Origin of the sequence: Bifidobacterium sp. UBA6881 (assembly GCA_002451435.1) — a bacterium.
Classification (GTDB): Bacteria; Actinomycetota; Actinomycetes; order Actinomycetales; family Bifidobacteriaceae; genus Bifidobacterium.
The window spans coordinates 26245-45055 of record DKCF01000110.1 but is presented as its reverse complement, the minus strand read 5'-3'; the positions used below and the strand labels follow the sequence as shown (position 1 = coordinate 45055).

The following is an 18811-nucleotide window of genomic DNA, read 5'->3' as shown; positions in this document are numbered from 1 at the left end:
ATATGTATGGCTGGTTCACGTGTCTCCCCCTCTCCATTAACCCTACCGCACACCCTGATGATAGGTATGGAACACGAGGAACAAATCCTCAAATCGTTCTTTCGGAGATTGACCGAATGCCGGCAGAAAGGTTGCATTCACAACACTGCTTACGAAGCCAATTTCGTCGGCTCTTTCCCGGTGAATCCACCAGTGACGGCAAGTTGCCTCTTGTGCATCTGGACAATGGTATCTGCCATCGCTTCCGCAAAATCATCAGAGGGGAAAACGAGTGGGACGCATAGATCCACCACTCGTCCGTATACGAGGCGGTGACGCTGTATGGGTTTATTTGACCATAAACACATATTTTGCGTTATGGGGTCATGGGCGCGCTTATAGAATGCCTCCATTATTTAGGGCAAACCATCGGGAGAGGGCGAATCGTTGCCGGCGAACATCGCTATGATTCCGCGGAATCCCGACCCCAGATTGCAGAATTCTAACATGTTAGAATTCTTAGTTAACATGTTAGAATTCTGCAAGGTGAATGAAAGGGGACGGTGCCAGCAATTGTCGGTGGAGCAGATTGCCGTATCGTTCGGTTTTATCGGGTATTGGCACCTGCGCGTGGATGGCTCGAGGCCGGCCGCATGCTACCGCGCAAACAACGCCACACTGCCAAACGCGCGCACGACAGGCTCCGCGCGGAGACGGACTACGACGGCGAGTACACGACGACGTTGAGGTACGTGAGGCGCTGGCGCGAGACGAACCGGAGGGTTCCGACACGGCGAGCTCGTCCGGGCGCCCAGGGTCGCGCAAATCGACTTCGGCTGTTTGTGTTCAATAAGAAATTGATGATTGGGGGCTGCGGATGTTTTCTTGGAGATGATCACGCAGCCATTCCCTGGCNNTTCTGCAAGGTGAATGAAAGGAGAGAATGATGTTGCCAAGCGAGGAATCATTGACGGTTGAGTTCAAAAGCGAGCTTGCGCGCCCGCAATCCAACGATGAGATCGTAGAAAACATTGTTGCCCTTGCCAACACACAGGGTGGCACACTGTACCTCGGCGTGGAGGATGATGGCACGCCCACGGGCGTCGCCAAACAGCATGGCAACATTAATGGACTTGCGGCTTTTGTGTTCAATAAAACCGTGCCGCAGCAGACGGTCCGCGTGGAGCTGCTGCATGAGGATGGCCATCCGGTGGTGGCGATCGAGGTGGATAACAGTCAACAGATTGTTTCGACCAGCGGCGGCAAGACATTGCAGCGCCGGTTGAAAGCCGATGGCACGCCTGAGGTGGTCCCTCTATTCGTTGCCCAATTCATCAGTCGTCTATCTCAGCAGCGTAATTATGATTACAGCGACCAGCCCGCTCCTGGCGGAAGGCTTGAGGATTTGGATGACGGATGTCGCAATCGGTTGCGGAGCCGTATCCGCGAGACCAACGCGCAGAGTTCATTACTGGCATTTGACGATCGGGATTTTGACAGGGCTCTTGGGCTGGTGTCCGGCCCTGAGGGCGAGGAGGCTCCCACTGTGGCTGGGTTGCTGACTATTGGTAGCGTGGAATCCATCAAACGTTGTGTGCCTACCGCTTCAGCCATGTTCCAAGTCATGGATGGCGCGGTACCGAGGGTGAACATCGACCCGTTTGCTCTGCCGTTGGTCGATATGTTCGACAAAATCAGCGGCCTGATGCAGCCCTGGAATCCCGATCATGAGATCATGAGTGGATTGGTGCACGTCAATGTGCCGGACTTCGACCATCAGGCTTTCCGCGAAGCTATGGTGAATGCTTTCTGCCACCGTGATTATGCGCGGATTGGCAGTGTGCGGTTCATGGTGGATGGCGAGGGTCTGACCATTTCCAATCCGGGTGGATTCATCGAGGGCGTGACTGAAGATAATCTACTCACCGCACAGCCTCGATCGCGCAATCCGCAGCTGGCCTTGGTGCTGAAGACGGCTGGTTTTGCCGAACGCACCGGTCGTGGTGTGGACAAAATTTACATCGGCTCGTTGGCCAGTGGCGGCGCGATGCCCGATTACTCGCAGTCCACTGCCACTGAGGTTGGTTTGTTCATTCGCCGGGCTGTTCCGGATGAGGCTTTTGTTCTCATGGTCGCCGAGGAGGAAAGACGACGTGGCGGCGAGCTTTCGGTATGGGCTCTTATCGTGCTGTCGTTGCTGAAAGAGCACCGGCGTTTGACCATGACGCAGTTATGCGAATTCTCCCGACTGGAAAAACGTCGGGTGGTGGGAGCCGTGGAGGATCTGGTGGAATCCGGCGTGGTCGAGGCGGCCGGCAGCGGAGTGTCGCGGTCGTACATTTTGAGCTCCAAAGTGTATAAAGAGGCGAATGCTTTGCCGGCATACGTGAGGCAAAGCAATATCGCGGCCACCCGAGGCAAGGGATTGGTGCTTGAGCTGGCCGAGAAAAATGGCGGCGAGGTAACCACCTCGGAAGTCATGGAACTATTGGGATTGAGCTACATCAGCGCATATCGATTGCTGAAGAAGATGGAGGGTGAGGGAAAAATGCGTCACGAGGGCAATGGCCCTTCGTCGCGGTATGTCCTACCGTGACGACTGCTGACAGAAGTTGCGTAATGACGTTGCATCGGTGTGGTGCCTGCCGACCGTGTGCTGATTTTCTACGATTTCCGCGTCAATCTTGCAGAATTCTAACATGTTAAGATTCTCNNTGGTCACGCAGCCCTCCTTGGCTTTCATGGTATTTGTACAGAACCCATCTTGACAACACCTGCAGCCCCTACCCATTGCCGGATGCCGGCCTGCCTTGCATGCACGATCACTTTGTCTTTTTCGCAAGCATCCACGCAAGCGGCGATCCTAAGATAACCAATATCCTACATGGGAAAGACTCCACATCGCGAAAAATCTGCCCATAGCGCCTTCCTGAGAGAAGACCGTCCCTCATAACCCCAATAGATGCCTTCGCAAACATCAACGGCTCATTAAAGACATATTTTCTCAAATCATTCAATATATGACGCCACAAATAATAATTTTCCCTATACCTGTTATTAACATTCTTTACAGTAGTTGCATTAACCTGATCACTATATAAAATTCTTAATGGCTCATTGATATACCTTGTCAAATATTTTTCTCCCATTTTATCCCATATTATTGATTCGGGATAAAACCTTATTCCCGTAATATTCGGGTTAAGGTATTGCCTGAGCACCTCGGTGCGGGTCATACCCCACATTTCATATTGCAGCTTATGCACATATTTCGCATCCGCCTCACTAGCGTCCAACCATGGTACAGGAATCTCCGTGGAGCCAACCATGACACCTTTGTCTGTAATGCATCGGCATGTAACGCCTCTGTACCCATCGCCCCCCCTGGAATGCTTTTCCAAACCTCCAGCAGCCTCTCCAAGGCATTCGGGACAAAACCGTCATCACTGTCGGCAATAATGAAGAAACGTCCCCTAGCCTTTTGTAACGCATGGTTCCATGCAATATGCTTTCCGGCATGGCTCTGTTTCATATATTCAATCGGAAAATCCGCCTCCTTAGTCCAGTTTCCGACCAAATCAGCAGTATCATCTTCCGAACCATCATCGACGATCAGCCACTCAAAATCATGGAACGTCTGAGACTGTAGACTCTCATACACTCTATGAATCGAAGCAGACCGATTAAATGTTGGAGTAAAAACCGTAAACGTATAGTTCATTATGCCTTCTTCATTTTATGCAACATCGATAGAACCTTAGTGCGCTCATCCACAGTCAAAGAAACATGGAATGCACCAGCACAGAACAGAATGACGTATATCACGCCCCACATCAGGAAAAGTGGAATGGAATTCACCGGCACAAAGTACGTTCCCAACAAGCATGCTCCCGTAACAAGAACCGCCATAATAATGGTAGGCATCTGATTACGCCAAAAATACAGCATATCCAAACCAATGTGAGTTTGATAGTACCAATTCATAAAAAGTCCAGTACCCAACACGATACTCGCGATATAGCCGATCGCAGTGGCCCAATACCCCATAGAGGGAATCAGCAAAACTGATAAAATGACATCCAGCATTGCCGTGAAAACATAAATCACACTACGTGTTTTATGCCTGTTTTTCGCACGTTGAATTTCAATTCCAGTGTTCTGCGTCAGAGGAATCATGACCGGCAGCACCATAATAACCGCTAACCAATACGCATCTACGTTCTGGCGTCCAGCCCACAATACAACAAAAAACTGTCCTAAGACTATAAAGCCTCCGTAGATGAACCAGAATATAGCCATTTGATAACGACCGACCCTTGTCATCAATTCGGTGAGCACTTTGTTATCATCACTGTCGGCAACGATACGGTTTATCTGAGGAATAAACACGTTAGACATAGTCGTGCTCATGGCAAAGAATATATTTCTTATTTGTACGGCAATAGAGAATGTGGCCACAACAGTCGATCCAGCCATCGCCCCGAGGAGGAAATTAGGAACGTTGTTGTTGACCAAATCGAAAATCTGATTGAGAAAAATCCAAAAACTGAATACAGCTATAGCCTTGAACATGGACCATTGCAAACCGGTGAACGAAAAACGCATGCCCAATTTTTTTATTGCATACACAATATTCATCACCAGCAAAGCCACCGTAACGACCAGCATCGCCAGCGCCACGCCGATAGCTCCCATACCACGCCATACCAGTAACACCGCAAGTAGCGGCTGCACCAATGTAGTCAGTAGCTGTCTCGTCTGCTGATAAACGAAGCGTTCTTTGGCTGTAATATACGAATTGAACGGGCTGGTCATCAATTGCGCCGCGACGTTAAAGACCATAAACACCATAAGCTCACGGGCCAACACCAGTTCCCGAGGGGTCAATCCCTTCGAAAACAGCGCATTCACATTAAGGGTCAGCGCCACGCCACCAATAAGACAGAGGCCAACCACAATCAGATATATGAGAAGAAAGATTCCATTCAACCGATGAATACTGGTTCTTGTGCCATGTGCGACCTCCCTCATATAGAATCGCACATAAGCTCCCGAAAAGCCCGCACTGAGCAAAGTCAGAGCGAAGACGACGCTATTGGTCATCTGGAACACGCCATAATCGCCCTGTCCCACAAAATGCAACAGCAACGGCACATACATCAAATTAACGAGGTTCTTGGCGATTACATTGGCATATCCAAGAGCCGCTCCCGCCTTGCGTTGATTCGCCATCCGGTTATACCTCCATGGCCTTGTCAAGCCATGCCTTGGACTCGGCACGATGCTGCCGCAACAACAAATCCACCTTCTCGTAATCGATTTCCGGCGCGATCCCATCATCCAGCACGACGGAATCAAGTTCAAAAAGACGGAACAATGTTTCCATGCGGGAATTCATGCTTGCCTTGCCCTCAGTGCCGGCACGGTTGAATACGGTGAATTGCCTGTGGAAGAGAATGGAGAAGCAGCAGGCATGGTATGAATCAGCGAAAACATACTCCGCTTTGGAAAATAGCTCGACGAAATCCTCCGGACCAGCCACATATGTCTCAGAATCACGAGGATCGATCATACGTCTCACACGGCAACCATGCTTCTCGGCATATTCCTGAATGGTACGCTCCTGTTCGACACTCGGCCTACCCAAAAAATAGGTAAGCACATACTTGTCGTCACGCGGAACGAATCCCCTGGTGATGGAACGCCAATGCTCCGACGACACCATAAGCGTCGGATCCAGCACGACTGCTGCCGGCTTCCCGGACAGTTCGTTCACCAGTCTCGCACCTTGGTCTTCCCGCACAGAAATCGCAGAAAAACGTGCCAATTGTTTCTTGAAAATAGGCTTTGACTCATCTTTGACCTGATTGATGCCAAAGCTCGCCGCATAGCTTATCAGCCTCGTCTTATCATTCGTCATATCAGCCAGTCTTGCCGACAGCACTCGACCCGATATCCAACGATCATTCCAAACCTGATCGGATCCCACGACCACCGTTTTCAAAGAAGCAATATTATTCGCAGTCAGACACGTGGATGCATATAGCTCGGAACAAGGGACATACCTGCGAGTGAATACATCAGACCGATGCAACCTTTTGAAATCGAGAGCGCGTTTCGACGGTACCAAACTCAAGACCTTGTTCACCGCTGGACGGAGCAGGGCAAAGAGTCTCTTCTCAATAATTTCACCAGGCTTGCTGACGTTCAGAAATTGATTTACGGTGCTCACTGTACCGTAATCGCGCAATACCTGCTGAAGCGCATAATTCTGCAAACGATTACCATAGTTCTTAGGATCATTTACAGTTATGATTCCGATTTCGATTTTTTTCTTCATTATTTCACCATAAATTTAACGAGCTTTTTTGAAGATGCTTTCCATAGGCAGTCGAGTGGACTGCGGAGTACGAACAGACTCCGGGAAATGGCCAACTTCGACGAACATCACAAATATCTCATCATCAGGAACGTTAAGAATCTCACGCATCCGAGCTTCGGCCTTTCCATCCAGCATCGCATGCAGAGGACAGGCCGCCAATCCATACGCTTCCAACGACATCAGCAGCATCATGCTGAAAAGACCGCCGTCGATAAATCCCTGGTTGCGCTCGTTCGGCCCCATGAACACACTGGTTTTGGCAGTGACAAGAAGCAACTGAGAAGGAAGGGCATAACCTCGAACCCCTCCTTGGATCTTCAGCACTTCAGCAATTTGGCGTGCGTCACTGATCAGCAGAACACGAGCGGGCTGACGATTGCAGGCAGATGGCGCTCGAGTGGCGAGCTCCACAGCCTTAACGATTTCTTCTTCAGTAACAGGCTGTGCAGAATATTCACGCAAAGAATGCCTGTTCTCAGCCAATTCGATAAACGATTTTTGTGCATTATCTGCTTTTTCCGCCGCAGTAACGACAATACTTCCACCATGTTCATCGGTCGCCTGCCTTGCACGTTCCCAATGCTTATTACCAAAATACTGGCGCTGTTGACTGATGTCTTTTCCAGCAGCCTCATGGCGAGCGATATACTCATGCACTGCGCTCATGCACTCACGATAGGCCGGATTATTGGGATAATCCGAATCAGCGGCCTCCAATTTTGCGAGTTCAGGACCAAGCGCTTTGAAGACATGCACTCCAAATCCATAGCGGAACTCCCGATGACCGAGGCCTTTTTCGATCTGATGCGTCAGAAAAATGACTCGAGTCTGCACCTGCATAAGTCCAGTAGACCATTCGCGAGAAAAAGTCCTATTGAACCGTTTGGCTTGCGACGCATATTCCTTTCGAAGGATATGCGAAGACTTAATCCGCCGTAGGGAATTCGCAACGTTGTCCGGGAGAATATTGCCAATAACATGCTTGAAACTCATCAAAGAACTCCTTAACTCTTAACTTATAGCGCAGTAAAATACTTATCCAAAAACTCACCTGCGACTTTTCTGAAATCCGCAAGCATTGTTTGCACGTGTCTCCAATCAATCTCCTTATCAGCCGTATCGATATCCTTAATCGCGACTTGATCATCGGTACGACGATCAGAAAGGCCAAAATCTTTCAATACGTCGGTCAACCGTACTGAATATCGAGGGGGATCAAATACAATCATCGGCTTGTTGAAGAGAATCGAGAAGCATGTGCCATGGAACGAATCCGTTACCACGTAATCGGCATCTCGGAACGTCGCCAGCCATTGCTCAGGCGTGGGCTGGCAAATGGATTCACATCCAGCAGGGCCAGGCTTCCTCGGACTGAAAGTGATAATACGAACTTTCATGCCATTTTCTTTGGCCAACCGCTGTGCATAATCGATCATCCTTCGATTCTGATTCAGCATATAAATCAACACATACGGATCCTCATGCTTCGGCACACCTTGGGAGAGCTCATGCCACAATTCAGGGCGGCAAAGCAAAACAGGGTCCTTCAGCGCGACAGCACCCTTAACATCCATTTGCTCCAGAATTGACACACTGGAACTTTCACGTACGGAAATGGCTTCGAACTGTTCCAGCAGAGGCTTCATCTTCGCGGCCTCAGCATCGGGAACAGAAGGACGTCCAAAGCTGGCGGAAAGCGAAATCTTATGACAATCCGAAGGCACATTCTCCAGTGTGTACACCGGATCAATGCCCTTATTCAGCTCTTCATTCCAAGTCTGGTCACTACCGACGCAATACACCGCCTGCTTGTCGAATTTGCCGTTACCGCCGACAAATGAATCGGCGCCGACCAAATGAAGCTGCCTTTCCACAAAGGCACGGAACAATTTTTGATTTGTTTTCAGCTCTGGAAGCGCAACCAGATATCGAACCACGTTGAGAGGCAAGGGATGGTTCTTATCCTTGAGATAAATGTCCCGTAACCCCTTACGCGTCCAAGCCTCGCGGCAATAATCGATGAACAATGGCTTGCCATAGGGCTCAAGCACATCCCGCGTCGCTGCGGCCTGCAAAACAGTACCGTAGTTATATGAATCGATTATTGTCGATACATATATATTTTTATCAAACATTGTCACCTTCTTTACTGACTAAATTTTCTCTTTTTTGAAATGCAAAAGATTAATGATTCTCTAAAAATACGCGTTTTTTTGCGTTGAATCTTTTTACATAAGTATCAACCCAGAACCAATTGAACACATTGAAGAATCTATTTCTCAATTCCGCCTTTGTGTGCGGGAGACACTTGGCCTTGACGAACCGATCAGGGCGAATTTCCACCACTGGAGACTGAACAATATCAGCGGACATCCGCATGCGGCGTGACTGCAAATGCATATACAGATATTGGTGCGTTTCCACCATCGACTGATCTTTATTTAAAGAAACCGAAAATAACCCATCAGAACACAGATAATAACGCGCCAAATCATCGTACCTATGATCCTCTTCAAATTTTTGCGTCTGCGGATTGTATGCAGCCCTAGTGATTTTTGCCTTCTTAGGGCTTACATTAAACGACAAATCCTTCTCGTACAATTTCGCACCATCATTTCGAAAAAGCGTGTGCACATTGCTTCGATCAGGATTTTTTTCAGATTGATAGTTCTCGTCAAACACATAAATACGGCTTGTCGTGAATGCCTCTCGGTAAATCTCACGCCCATTAAGGGATTTCATAAAACGTCGATTGTTGTCGAATGTATTCTTATATATGGTCAGATGCCCGACAGCGAAAATTTTATCGTAGTCCTTGTCCAGCACAGGAGACAGTATCTTTTCAAGATTACCGAAAACGAGATCACAATCACAGTGACCCCAATATTCGTAATCCCGAATGTATTCCTCAAGCAAAAAACCATAAGCCGGTTTGAAATCACACAGCTTGTACGCAGTTGGAATGCATGGATCAAAACCCAGCTTCCGCGAAGCATTGGCCCTGAATTCATCCAATGTCATAGACACTACATGCACATTTTGTGGATAATTATAAGACTCCGTATTATCAGTGAAAATGAAAAAATCGTAGGATGGATTATATCCACATGATTTTAGGAATAAAGGGAAATAATTATTAAACTTGCCAAAATACGGCAATATCAAAGCACACTTCTTCATATCTTTACGCCCTTCTTTGACTGAGACTCAGTGAAATCACACGAAGCAGAGCCAGTATCGCAAAGAAGTCCATCCCATAACTTACTTCAATAGTTCCAATACAGATAAAAGCATAAATGAATGCCACGCAAATAAGCACAGCAACATCATCCGTCGAAGCATGAGATGAAACTACCTTAAAATTCAACATAATTATTAAAATAATTATTACGGCTGCAACATAGCCTCCATATAGAATCCATTCAGCCAACGCATTTTGAGTGTCCGGTACACCCTTCAGAAAAGAATCAAGCACTTCATAGCTGATTCCAAATCCATATCCCAAAACCGGTTTCTGAGCCAAAGCTCTAGGCACAATCTCAAAAATCGGCAATCTACCAGTCATCGTCGCATCTTTATGAAGAGTATTTGTGATATAACTCATCACAAAAGAAATATGCAGCACAGATGTAACAACATACATGAAAAGATAGCTGGCTATAGCTGCCACGCAAGCAGTGATGGGACTATATACGAATGATGGAAAAAGTTTTCCAACAAAGAACCATATAATCATCAATACTATTGCATTAATTCCAGTACTGCAATCTACCCGAACAGCAATAGCAATTGCCAAAACTATTAAACCTATAAAGAATAGTTGCCCTATAACATCTTTCTTTTTATAAAAAACCGTTTTTCTTATCACAAATAATACAATGAACTGGATGTGAAAATAAGATATTCTAAATTTATTTCCAATAAGATATACATCCGCCAAGCAAACAGCTATATCTGTGCATAACAAAACAATAAAAGCCACCGCATAAAACACATTTAAGGCTGCAAGCAAACGTTCTTTCTTAAAGGCGTAGTTTACCACTGCAATGAATTCCAGCAAGCCGCCCAAGGATACAATCGCGGCCAAGAATGGATTTCGAGATGCATAATCATTTCTCGACAAAAAAGAACTAACAATAATAACTACAATAAATGCCAGCCAAGGAACAAAATTTACCCAATTTCTACCAGAAATAATAACCGGCAATTTCAAACAGACAAATATACCAACAATGAGTAGCATAAAATATCGTACGTAAACATACGCTGGAATCACAGATGACAGATCCACAAAAACCGTTACAAACGATAAAGCATATATCCAAGTATCAGCCTTTATGGGTTTCTCCACGATTCTTGGTTCTCGAACATTTCGGCCGATGCCAATCTCATTAGAAACCATATCTATCGCCCCAGCAACTTAGCGTAAAACGTAGGGCGACCGTGCACTTCCTCAGGAAAAGTCTGTTTCCAAGTAAGCTTGAACAAACTCGTTTTCTCAGTGAGTTTGGACCAATATCCCTCATCGTATGGTTGGCCGAGCACCTTATACAAATCGTCGCAACACGGATTGTTGGGTTCAATCGCCGCGAACGCATCGGCGATGGCCTTGTTGTGCCGCTGAGCGAGCACAATCATATAATCCACTAACAGGTAATCAACAAGAAAATCGTTTGTCTTCCAATATTCCAAGAAGAAATCACGCACTGCCACGAACACGCTCCTATGAGCGGCATCACAAGCCAATGAATAACCAGCGAAATATCCTTGGGCAATCGAACAATGCAGATAGTCCGGCCTCTTAATTGAAAACATCGGATTGCCGAAGGCCATCTCCGAAAGCGGACCGGTGCAGAAAAACGTGGCATCCAGCCATAAACCACCGTATTTAGCCAGCAACGATAGACGAAGCAAATCAGAAAGATTAGTTCGTGAGATAATTCCCTCGGACTGTTTCCTTTTGACCCATTCAGGAATGTCGATATACTGGTCGACGTTCTGATCAGTGATGATTGTGACCGGATGATCACCAGCATTGCGTCGAATGGACTCCACGCAACGCTTTACGATTTCCGGAGCGCTCTCGAGACCTTGCCACCAACAGATCCAGATACGTCCCTCCATATCTGGATCTACCGGAGCCACCGTCGCACTGTAATCATAATTGCGATAGAAATCCCCGTACCGACGTTCGAAGTATTTCAGCATAATCTCATGCTTGCGAATCAGTCGATCACGCACTGCGGGAGGTTCCGTGAATCCGTTATGGTTCATCACCTGGATGTCCCATTTTGCATGGAAGGTCTCCAAAGCATCGCGCCATGATGTCCGCGAGGCAACTTCTCTGGTAGAACGAAGCTCTTCACCGACACGATGAACAATTCTTCGAATATTGTTATGCCCCGCAACCATCACTTCCACCATCCTTTCTCTTTCAGAATCCGTCTTGCATCCGACAAGATAAATACTTCCCATACCCGGCCCTGGAAAAGCGCTTCATGAAGTATGCGCTGTTGTTTCGGTAAAGTCTCCACAGGATATCCCACGCACGCTTCAGCACACATGCGGCTGTGCGTCAGTTGACGAATATTCCCTATTTTTCCTCGAACGGACAAACCGCTTCCAACGATTAATCCCACATACAAACGGCAATAATCGATTGCCATTCGTCTCGATCGCATAACGCATTCGTCATGCTGATAGGATTCTTTTTCGGCGAGAAGTTGTATCCTCTCGACGAATCGCTCATATTGTGCAAGTTTTTTCGAAGAGAACGAACGCATTATCGATGGATGCTCATCCATTCGATAGTAGTAATCGGTATTGCCGGTAAACACTATAACGTTTGCGCATCGATATGCGAACAAGTTGAAAATCGTATCTTCCGATAAAATCGTCTCAAATCGTAAATCATTCTTTTGCAGGAAATCATTACGATAAATCGCCGTCCAAACCCGCATGGGGAACGCTTCAACTTCGGTGTCTCCGGGAAGATGCCCGAACAACCTATTCCGTACAGGCATGATCTGGTCATTGCCCTTAAGAGTTTGCCCAGCTAATGGATGCACCTTAACGGACCTAGCGCGCCCATTAGCCATGTCGCAATGACCGCCGACGGCAATATCCGCATTGCTTTGCGATGCAGCGGCATAAAGACGGCTGAACATCTCGGAATCTACCCAGTCATCAGAATCCACGAAGCCAACATATTCACCAGTCGCATTTGCAATACCTGTATTACGCGCTGGGCCAAGACCCGAATTCTTTTGATGGATGACCTTGATACGATAGTCCCTTCGGGCATATTCTTCCGCTATCTTCCCAGAACGATCGGGACTACCATCATCAACAAGAACTACTTCAATCTCTCTAAGCGTTTGAGAGAGAATACTATCAATGCACTTCGGCAGATAACGCTCAACCCGATACATCGGTACAACGATACTGACTTTTGGTCTGTTCACTTGTGAACACCCCCATTCATCAAATTCGATTCCCGCAATTCTGTATACCGTTCAACCAACCGCTCCGCATACGTCTGTTGTCCACAACGCGTCGCGACATACTCAGAACACTGCCGCTGCATGGTGCCATATACGTCCTCGCCGACCGCGGCGGCCTTGAGCAGACCATCCTTCAAATCCGCGATATTTCCGGATTCGAAGGTGAAGCCGGTCCTGCCTTCCTCCACCAGCTCCGGAATACCGCCGATGTTGGCACCGATAATCGGGGTCTGAGCAGCTAGGGATTCCAAACCGGAATATGGCATATTCTCGCGCCATTCGGAGCTCAGCACGGTGAAGCGGGCGTTGCCGACCTCCCGCTGCAAATCCTCGCCGCTCTTATAACCCAACAAGTGAATATGGGAAGCGGCCTGCGAACCTGCCGAGGTGATCAGCCGTTCAATCGATTCCCGTTCCGGACCGTCGCCGACGATATGCAGATCCCAAGTATCAGGAAGCATTCCGGCATTGCCGGCATCGCGGGTATCATCCGCGCCACCGGCATTTCCATCGGCGAGCCCCGCGGCCCGCAGGAACGCCTTCACCAAAGTGAGGATGCCCTTCTCCTTGGAGAGTCGGCCGAAGAACAGGAAATACGGCCTTGCTCCAGCCTGTGCATCCTCGAACTTGTGTGTGTTCGCCACATGAGCACCCATCGTCATCTGCGAATCGGTCAGGAAGTTCTGCATCGCAATGGTCTTGTCGGCGAAACCACCCTCGTCGAGCTTGCTTTTCATGAACTTCGATGGAGCGATAATCAAATCGATCATGCCATACGAATGGTGGAATTTCAGGAACTCCGCCTCCATGGTGGCCAGAGCGCTCTTGGCACGGGAGCCTTTCACGCACACGTTCTTCGTGGCGTGCATGAAGTGCCTGTCCAGACAGGCGTCGCAGACCTCTCCCCTGCCGTTCACCATCGTGTAGGCCGGGCACAACAGAATGTAGTCATGCGCCGTGTACACCACCGGCACATGGTGCCTCTTCAGATACGGAGCGTCCAAAATCGACAGCGTAAGCTGACGATGCACGTTGTTCATGTGGATGACGTCCGGCTTGAACTCCTCCAGCAACGCCTCGAACTTGCGCTTCGCCTCGAACGAGTAAATCAGCGTAGAGGCTTCCTGAACCTTCTTGAACGCGGAGATATCCCCCACGTAGTCCTTTTCCGAAACGAAGTATTTGCTCCAGTAGCTCGGCTCGTTGTTCGAGTGCTTCATGGAGAAGAACGCCACCTCGTGGCCGAGCGCCCTCAGGCCTTCGGCCAAGGCGAAGAAGTAGGTTTCGGCACCGCCCTTGCGGTAGAAGTACTTGTTGACCAGCAGGATGCGCATCACTCGCCGTCCTCTTCGTCTGCATACAAAGCCAGCGTCTGGTCCACCACGGAATCCCAGCTGTACTTTCCGGTGATGAAATCCGCGGCTTCGCTCTTGTACCGCTCCACCATCACCGGATCGTCCGCCATCTTCTGCAATGTTTCGGCGAGATCGTCCACGGAACCGTGCGGGAAGGTAAGCGCCTTGTCCTCCACCACCTCCGCGCATTCGGGAATATCGGACGTCAGACAGCAGTTGCCGTACGCCATGGCCTCCAGCAGGCTCATTGGCATGCCTTCCAGGTCGGACGGCATCACATACGCGTATGCGTTGCTGAACAGCTCCTGCAGCATCCTGCCCTGCACGAATCCGGTCAATACGATGCGGGGATCGCCTTTCGCCATCTCCTGGATGTGCTGCTGGTAATCGGACGAATCGGAGCTGCCGCCCGCGATGACGAGCTTCTTGTCGGTATGCACCTTGCGGAAAGCCTCAATCAGATAATGCACGCCCTTTTCGGGAACGATCCTGCCCAAAAACAGGAAGTACCCGTCTTTGTCCAGACCGAATTTCGTGGAGATCTCGTCGACCGGTACGCTCTCCTTGCGCGAGATGCCGTTGGGGATGAATCTCGTATCGCGGCCGTAAGTGTTCTTGAAGTACTCCTGCATGTTTCTGCTGAGCACAATCACCTCGTCGGCGCAGGTGGCCGCAGTGCGTTCGCCCAGCTTCAGGTACGTCGAGGCGAATCTGCCCCATTTGGCACGCTGCCAATCCAGTCCGTGGATGGTGGCGACGGTGCGCAGGCCCGCCCAGTGGGCGAGACGCAGCATGACGCATGGCCCTTCGGCATGATAGTGCACCACATCCGGACGCGCCTTGATGGCCTGCAGTGTGGCGAAGAAGGACGAGGTGAGCGCGGCAAGCCCCTTGCCTTCGAATGTGGGAACGGAGATGACGTTGACGCCATGATAGGTGAACCGCTTGTTGCGCCCATTGGCCATGCCGTCGTATTCGGACCCGGCCACGTTGTGCCCGCTGCGGTTGTACGCCACGACCCGGTTGCCGCGCGCGGCCATACGCGAGGCCAGCTCATCGACCACGATTTCGATGCCGCCCTCTCGCGATGGTATGCGCTTATGCCCGATAAATGCGATCTTCATGGACGGCAATAACCCCTTTCCCCTCGAATGCCACTGAACTATAGTATTCTATTCCCCATAGACGGGGGTTGTGTCACACGATTCGAGGGGTGAGTGGGTCAGTGCGATGCAAAGGAGAATGGGTCAGCGTCCTTCGATAAGCGGGGTCTGCCGCACGGTCAGCGGTTCGCTCGTATCCGGATCGGATTGCACATGCAGCGTGATCTCATATGTTTCACCCGGATGCAGTGTAACGTCGCCGACACCGACGGTCAGTCCGTCATGCACGGTCACGCCTTTGAAATCGTCCTGGTTCTGGAACTTCCAATCGACCAGGCGCCCGTTCGCCGGCGCATACAAGAACAATGCGTTCTTGATGTCGCCCGGCTGCAATCCGTCCACGTCCACGCCACCAGTCACATAGTCGGGCGCGGAAGACACTTCCTCGGGTTTCATCAGATTCTGCAACTTGATATGCACCGTATACTGCCTTGCGCCGTTGCGCGCCACCTTCTGGAATTTGACGCTCACCTCGCGATGCAGGTACCAATCCATCTTCGACTGCGTCTCATCGGAAACGTACACGCCGACCTGCGGCTTGGCCCCCTCCGTAACCAATCGGCCGGAAATCGCGAAATCGTCGATGACGTCCTGCTCGTCCTCATGGGCGCTCCATACCAGCAGATGCCCCTGTTCCGCAGACGTGGCAAGCGCCTTGACATACGCTTTGGCATCGCCGTCGCCCTGTGTGATCTGCGTAAAAGCGGCTTGCGCGGCGGCCGCGAAATACGCGTCGGTCTGGGATGCGTCCATTCGCGCATACACCGTGTTCAACAGCTCCTGCGCAGCATTCGTACCGTCGAGCACCACGCCGTCGCTCATGGTCACGCCTCCCATGACGGCGAGCATGTTCTGCAGGAACAATGGATCGATGGCTATCACGCCGTCCACTTCGGTGCCGAACCGTTTGGACCACATCGTCTTCGCTATCTCGCCGGTGCGTGGAAAATCGGGCGTGAAATTCACGTCGCGGATGTCGGTGCCGAGCTTGTCGGTGAACAGCATCTTTTCCTCGGCGGTGAGCTCGACCACCGGCTCGTCGAACAGCTGCATCTGCGTATCGGAGATGAATGATTGCAGACTCAAATGCCCGCCCTGCACGGTGACCAGCCCCAACGCGCCCGTCAGACCTCCGGAAGGACGCGCCTCGGCGTTGGTCTGCGCCAGAATCAGATAATTCCGCGGCACATCCTTCGCATGGCCGTCCGTCCCCAGCATGCCGGGGACCAACTGCACCACTGCATGCAAAGTATGCGTCACGTCCTTGAGTTTGGAACAATAGGTTCCCGCGGTCTTCAACGCCTTCTCAATCTGCCGGAAATGCCGGGAGTGCGTGGCATTGATCTCACGCGCCGCGTCATCGACGATGTCATCCGCGATCTGCAATGGTTCCTGCAGTTTTTCCAGACCGGAGATGCCGATGGTGCCGTTCTCGACCTGAATATCATCGATGTCGATGCTTTTCGCGGCCTTCACCAATTGCGGCAGCGCCTGGGACGAGATGTTCTCCAATGCGGCGACCGCGGTACGCACCGCGCCGATGTCCTCACCCACATACGGCATATGGACGGCGACCGTCCACAACGGCGACGCCGTCTGGCGGTACGCGTTGTCCACGTGCTTGGAGAATTCGGACACCTGGTCGCCCATCTTCGAAGCATCGTCCTGCGCGATGGTGCTCTGCAAACCCCGCGCGGCCTCGACCGCCCGCTCCAGTTCGCCCTTCGCGTTCCACGCCGACCATGCGAACGCGCCGATGAACGCGGCGATCATCAGCAGTACGATGAGCACGCCTATGAGAATGCGCTTGTTACGGCGCCTTCTTTTGATTCTGCGAATATGCTCGGCGCTCATGCGCCTGCGAACGCGACGCGGCCTGTTCTGCTCATTATTCCATTCATCCGATTCCGGCTGGTCCAGCGATTGCGCTTCGTCCAATCGATCAGACATGCTCTCCCCTGACGAATCATTCGAGTTGGCTTGCGATTCTTCGATTTCGCCTTTCATGCATTGCCGGCGCGTGTGCCGCCGCACGAAAAACATGTGGTTTCGGAACCATCAGTGTAACCGGGGGTGCTGATGAGGGCATAGGCGAGGGGATACCGTCAGGAATATCTGTCACGAATATCCGTCGCCTCGATGAACCTACGACGAATTCACTATGTGGACATTATTGTTCCAAGAAACGGACTTGATACCTCGCTCCGATATGGTGTCCGCATACAAAGCATCAATACGAAAAGGGGCATGATGAGCGAGGAAGACAAGCTGAACGAAGCGGTGGAGCAGGCCGTCGAGGTGGCCGCGAACAAGGCCGCCGAAGAGGAGATCCAGGAGCTCACGGAATTCGAAAGCGCCGTCGACGAGACGCTGGCCACCGGGTACCTGGACGACACGCTCACCGTCACCGACTCGGACGGCGTGGCCCAAGTGCTGCCGGTGCTGGACTCCGAACCCATCTCACATCTGGTGAAGGGCCTCGAAGAAGTGGGCGGCACCGCGAACGTGTTCGTGCACACCGCGGAAGGCGTGGTGGCGCTCAGCGTGGTGGAATACAAGCCGAACGACGCGGAATAAGCCATTCATATCGTTCTCGTTGCCTTTGCCCGCACAGGGCGCACACGCGCAAAAACACATGTGCCGTCGCTCTTCACGTAATATGCAGAGCTGACGCACAGGAAAATACGCAAAGCCAGCGGCACAATCCAGCCGTCATGAAGCAATCAATCACGCGGCGTGCATGCGATGAAGCGCACGCTGCACGGCATCGCGTGCGGAACCGGCGCCGTTGCCACGCACGCCGAAGAACACCAACACCACCATCACCACGCAAATGCCGGCGCTGATGCGCAACGCCCACTGGATGCCGAACACATTCGCGGCCGCATACAGGTGCTTCGCGCCACCAAGAGTGGCCCAACGCAGAGACGTGAACGTCTCCATGAGAATCACCAGAACCGGAGCGCCGATCGCACCGGCGATCTGCCGAGCCGTGTTCGTCACCGACGAGCCGGCGCTCACCTCGGTCGGCTCCAGACAATTCAGCGACCATGTGGTGATCGGCATCAGCACGAAGCCCATGCCGATCTGGCGCGTGAACTGCCAGATCGACACCCACCAGATCCACGAGGTCATCGAAATCATACTCATCATCACCGTGCCGAACAGCAACGTGATGGTGCCGGCCAACGCCACCGGACGCGCGCCGAAACGGTCCAAAGCCCTGCCGCCGAAGAACTGCGCGATGCACTGCCCCAACGCGCCCGGCAGCATCACCAAGCCGCTGACGGCCGCCGAATAGCCGCGGCAGTTCTGAATGTACAGCGGCATGATCACCATAATCGAGCTGAATGCGAAGAACGACAGCGCCGCGACTACCGTGCCGACGCAGAAACTGCGGTTCCTCAACACGCCCAGATTCAGCAACGG

At 51.0% G+C, this 18811-nt stretch carries 16 protein-coding genes and 1 pseudogene; 3 read left to right on the top strand and 14 right to left on the bottom strand.

The features are described 5' to 3' along the window. Positions 1 to 611: 611 nt before the first annotated feature. Both B3C64_RS08775 and B3C64_RS08560 read left to right on the top strand, forming a co-directional pair. A pseudogene (locus B3C64_RS08775) lies at positions 612 to 773 on the top strand (IS21 family transposase); the annotation flags it as partial. Positions 774 to 925: 152 nt separating this feature from the next. Then, the gene (locus B3C64_RS08560) at positions 926 to 2575 is read left to right on the top strand and encodes an RNA-binding domain-containing protein (protein ID WP_291535072.1); all 1650 of its coding nucleotides are present in this window, start codon (positions 926 to 928) and stop codon (positions 2573 to 2575) included. Between the two features lie 226 nt (positions 2576 to 2801). Here the strand turns inward: B3C64_RS08560 and B3C64_RS08555 are convergent, their stop codons facing one another. The 13 genes from B3C64_RS08555 to B3C64_RS08495 form a co-directional block, all read right to left on the bottom strand. Beyond that, positions 2802 to 3215 (bottom strand): hypothetical protein, encoded by a 414-nt coding sequence (locus B3C64_RS08555; RefSeq protein ID WP_291535061.1) that lies wholly within the window; start codon positions 3213 to 3215, stop codon positions 2802 to 2804. Further along, positions 3212 to 3700, bottom strand: a complete 489-nt coding sequence (locus B3C64_RS08550; protein WP_291535060.1) for a glycosyltransferase family A protein — start codon at positions 3698 to 3700, stop codon at positions 3212 to 3214. The genes B3C64_RS08555 and B3C64_RS08550 overlap by 4 nt, the downstream gene beginning before the upstream one ends. Then, on the bottom strand, positions 3700 to 5211 hold the full coding sequence (locus tag B3C64_RS08545; RefSeq protein ID WP_291535059.1) for a lipopolysaccharide biosynthesis protein: 1512 nt from the start codon (positions 5209 to 5211) through the stop codon (positions 3700 to 3702). Before B3C64_RS08545 ends, B3C64_RS08550 begins: the two co-directional genes overlap by 1 nt. Positions 5212 to 5215: 4 nt before the next feature. Beyond that, on the bottom strand, positions 5216 to 6319 hold the full coding sequence (locus B3C64_RS08540; RefSeq protein WP_291535058.1) for a polysaccharide pyruvyl transferase family protein: 1104 nt from the start codon (positions 6317 to 6319) through the stop codon (positions 5216 to 5218). A gap of 15 nt (positions 6320 to 6334) precedes the next feature. Continuing rightward, the gene (locus tag B3C64_RS08535) at positions 6335 to 7354 is read right to left on the bottom strand and encodes a nitroreductase family protein (protein WP_291535057.1); all 1020 of its coding nucleotides are present in this window, start codon (positions 7352 to 7354) and stop codon (positions 6335 to 6337) included. Between the two features lie 23 nt (positions 7355 to 7377). Next, positions 7378 to 8496 (bottom strand): polysaccharide pyruvyl transferase family protein, encoded by a 1119-nt coding sequence (locus B3C64_RS08530; RefSeq protein WP_291535056.1) that lies wholly within the window; start codon positions 8494 to 8496, stop codon positions 7378 to 7380. Between the two features lie 49 nt (positions 8497 to 8545). Then, entirely contained in the window at positions 8546 to 9541 is a 996-nt protein-coding gene (locus B3C64_RS08525) for a DUF6625 family protein (protein ID WP_349679972.1), read from the bottom strand. Positions 9542 to 9545: 4 nt separating this feature from the next. Next, a complete protein-coding gene (locus tag B3C64_RS08520) occupies positions 9546 to 10763 on the bottom strand; it encodes a hypothetical protein (RefSeq protein ID WP_291535054.1) in 1218 nt (405 codons plus the stop codon). 2 nt (positions 10764 to 10765) lie between these two features. Further along, the gene (locus B3C64_RS08515) at positions 10766 to 11785 is read right to left on the bottom strand and encodes a capsular polysaccharide synthesis protein (RefSeq protein ID WP_291535053.1); all 1020 of its coding nucleotides are present in this window, start codon (positions 11783 to 11785) and stop codon (positions 10766 to 10768) included. Beyond that, a complete protein-coding gene (locus B3C64_RS08510; protein ID WP_291535052.1) occupies positions 11773 to 12825 on the bottom strand; it encodes a glycosyltransferase in 1053 nt (350 codons plus the stop codon). Before B3C64_RS08510 ends, B3C64_RS08515 begins: the two co-directional genes overlap by 13 nt. Further along, on the bottom strand, positions 12822 to 14198 hold the full coding sequence (locus tag B3C64_RS08505) for a glycosyltransferase (RefSeq protein ID WP_291535051.1): 1377 nt from the start codon (positions 14196 to 14198) through the stop codon (positions 12822 to 12824). Before B3C64_RS08505 ends, B3C64_RS08510 begins: the two co-directional genes overlap by 4 nt. Then, positions 14198 to 15343 (bottom strand): glycosyltransferase family 4 protein, encoded by a 1146-nt coding sequence (locus tag B3C64_RS08500; protein WP_291535049.1) that lies wholly within the window; start codon positions 15341 to 15343, stop codon positions 14198 to 14200. Before B3C64_RS08500 ends, B3C64_RS08505 begins: the two co-directional genes overlap by 1 nt. A 123-nt stretch (positions 15344 to 15466) precedes the next feature. After that, a complete protein-coding gene (locus B3C64_RS08495; protein WP_291535048.1) occupies positions 15467 to 17332 on the bottom strand; it encodes a DUF4012 domain-containing protein in 1866 nt (621 codons plus the stop codon). Between the two features lie 297 nt (positions 17333 to 17629). Between B3C64_RS08495 and B3C64_RS08490 the strand changes: the two genes are divergently transcribed. Beyond that, positions 17630 to 17959 (top strand): hypothetical protein, encoded by a 330-nt coding sequence (locus tag B3C64_RS08490; protein WP_414632190.1) that lies wholly within the window; start codon positions 17630 to 17632, stop codon positions 17957 to 17959. Positions 17960 to 18109: 150 nt separating this feature from the next. Here B3C64_RS08490 and B3C64_RS08485 read toward each other — a convergent pair. After that, positions 18110 to 18811: MFS transporter (locus B3C64_RS08485; RefSeq protein ID WP_291535045.1), on the bottom strand; the 702-nt coding region annotated here is incomplete at its 5' end.

What these genes read in the sequence shown, in the direction of transcription:
- B3C64_RS08490 (WP_414632190.1), top strand. Translation starts at nt 17,630, where the DNA reads ATGATGAGCGAGGAAGACAAGCTGAACGAAGCGGTGGAGCAGGCCGTC.
- B3C64_RS08560 (WP_291535072.1), top strand. Translation starts at nt 926, where the DNA reads ATGTTGCCAAGCGAGGAATCATTGACGGTTGAGTTCAAAAGCGAGCTT.
- B3C64_RS08530 (WP_291535056.1), bottom strand. Translation starts at nt 8,496, where the DNA reads ATGTTTGATAAAAATATATATGTATCGACAATAATCGATTCATATAAC.
- B3C64_RS08555 (WP_291535061.1), bottom strand. Translation starts at nt 3,215, where the DNA reads ATGACCCGCACCGAGGTGCTCAGGCAATACCTTAACCCGAATATTACG.
- B3C64_RS08525 (WP_349679972.1), bottom strand. Translation starts at nt 9,541, where the DNA reads ATGAAGAAGTGTGCTTTGATATTGCCGTATTTTGGCAAGTTTAATAAT.
- B3C64_RS08540 (WP_291535058.1), bottom strand. Translation starts at nt 6,319, where the DNA reads ATGAAGAAAAAAATCGAAATCGGAATCATAACTGTAAATGATCCTAAG.
- B3C64_RS08520 (WP_291535054.1), bottom strand. Translation starts at nt 10,763, where the DNA reads ATGGTTTCTAATGAGATTGGCATCGGCCGAAATGTTCGAGAACCAAGA.
- B3C64_RS08505 (WP_291535051.1), bottom strand. Translation starts at nt 14,198, where the DNA reads ATGCGCATCCTGCTGGTCAACAAGTACTTCTACCGCAAGGGCGGTGCC.
- B3C64_RS08515 (WP_291535053.1), bottom strand. Translation starts at nt 11,785, where the DNA reads ATGGTGGAAGTGATGGTTGCGGGGCATAACAATATTCGAAGAATTGTT.
- B3C64_RS08495 (WP_291535048.1), bottom strand. Translation starts at nt 17,332, where the DNA reads ATGTCTGATCGATTGGACGAAGCGCAATCGCTGGACCAGCCGGAATCG.
- B3C64_RS08500 (WP_291535049.1), bottom strand. Translation starts at nt 15,343, where the DNA reads ATGAAGATCGCATTTATCGGGCATAAGCGCATACCATCGCGAGAGGGC.
- B3C64_RS08545 (WP_291535059.1), bottom strand. Translation starts at nt 5,211, where the DNA reads ATGGCGAATCAACGCAAGGCGGGAGCGGCTCTTGGATATGCCAATGTA.
- B3C64_RS08535 (WP_291535057.1), bottom strand. Translation starts at nt 7,354, where the DNA reads ATGAGTTTCAAGCATGTTATTGGCAATATTCTCCCGGACAACGTTGCG.
- B3C64_RS08550 (WP_291535060.1), bottom strand. Translation starts at nt 3,700, where the DNA reads ATGAACTATACGTTTACGGTTTTTACTCCAACATTTAATCGGTCTGCT.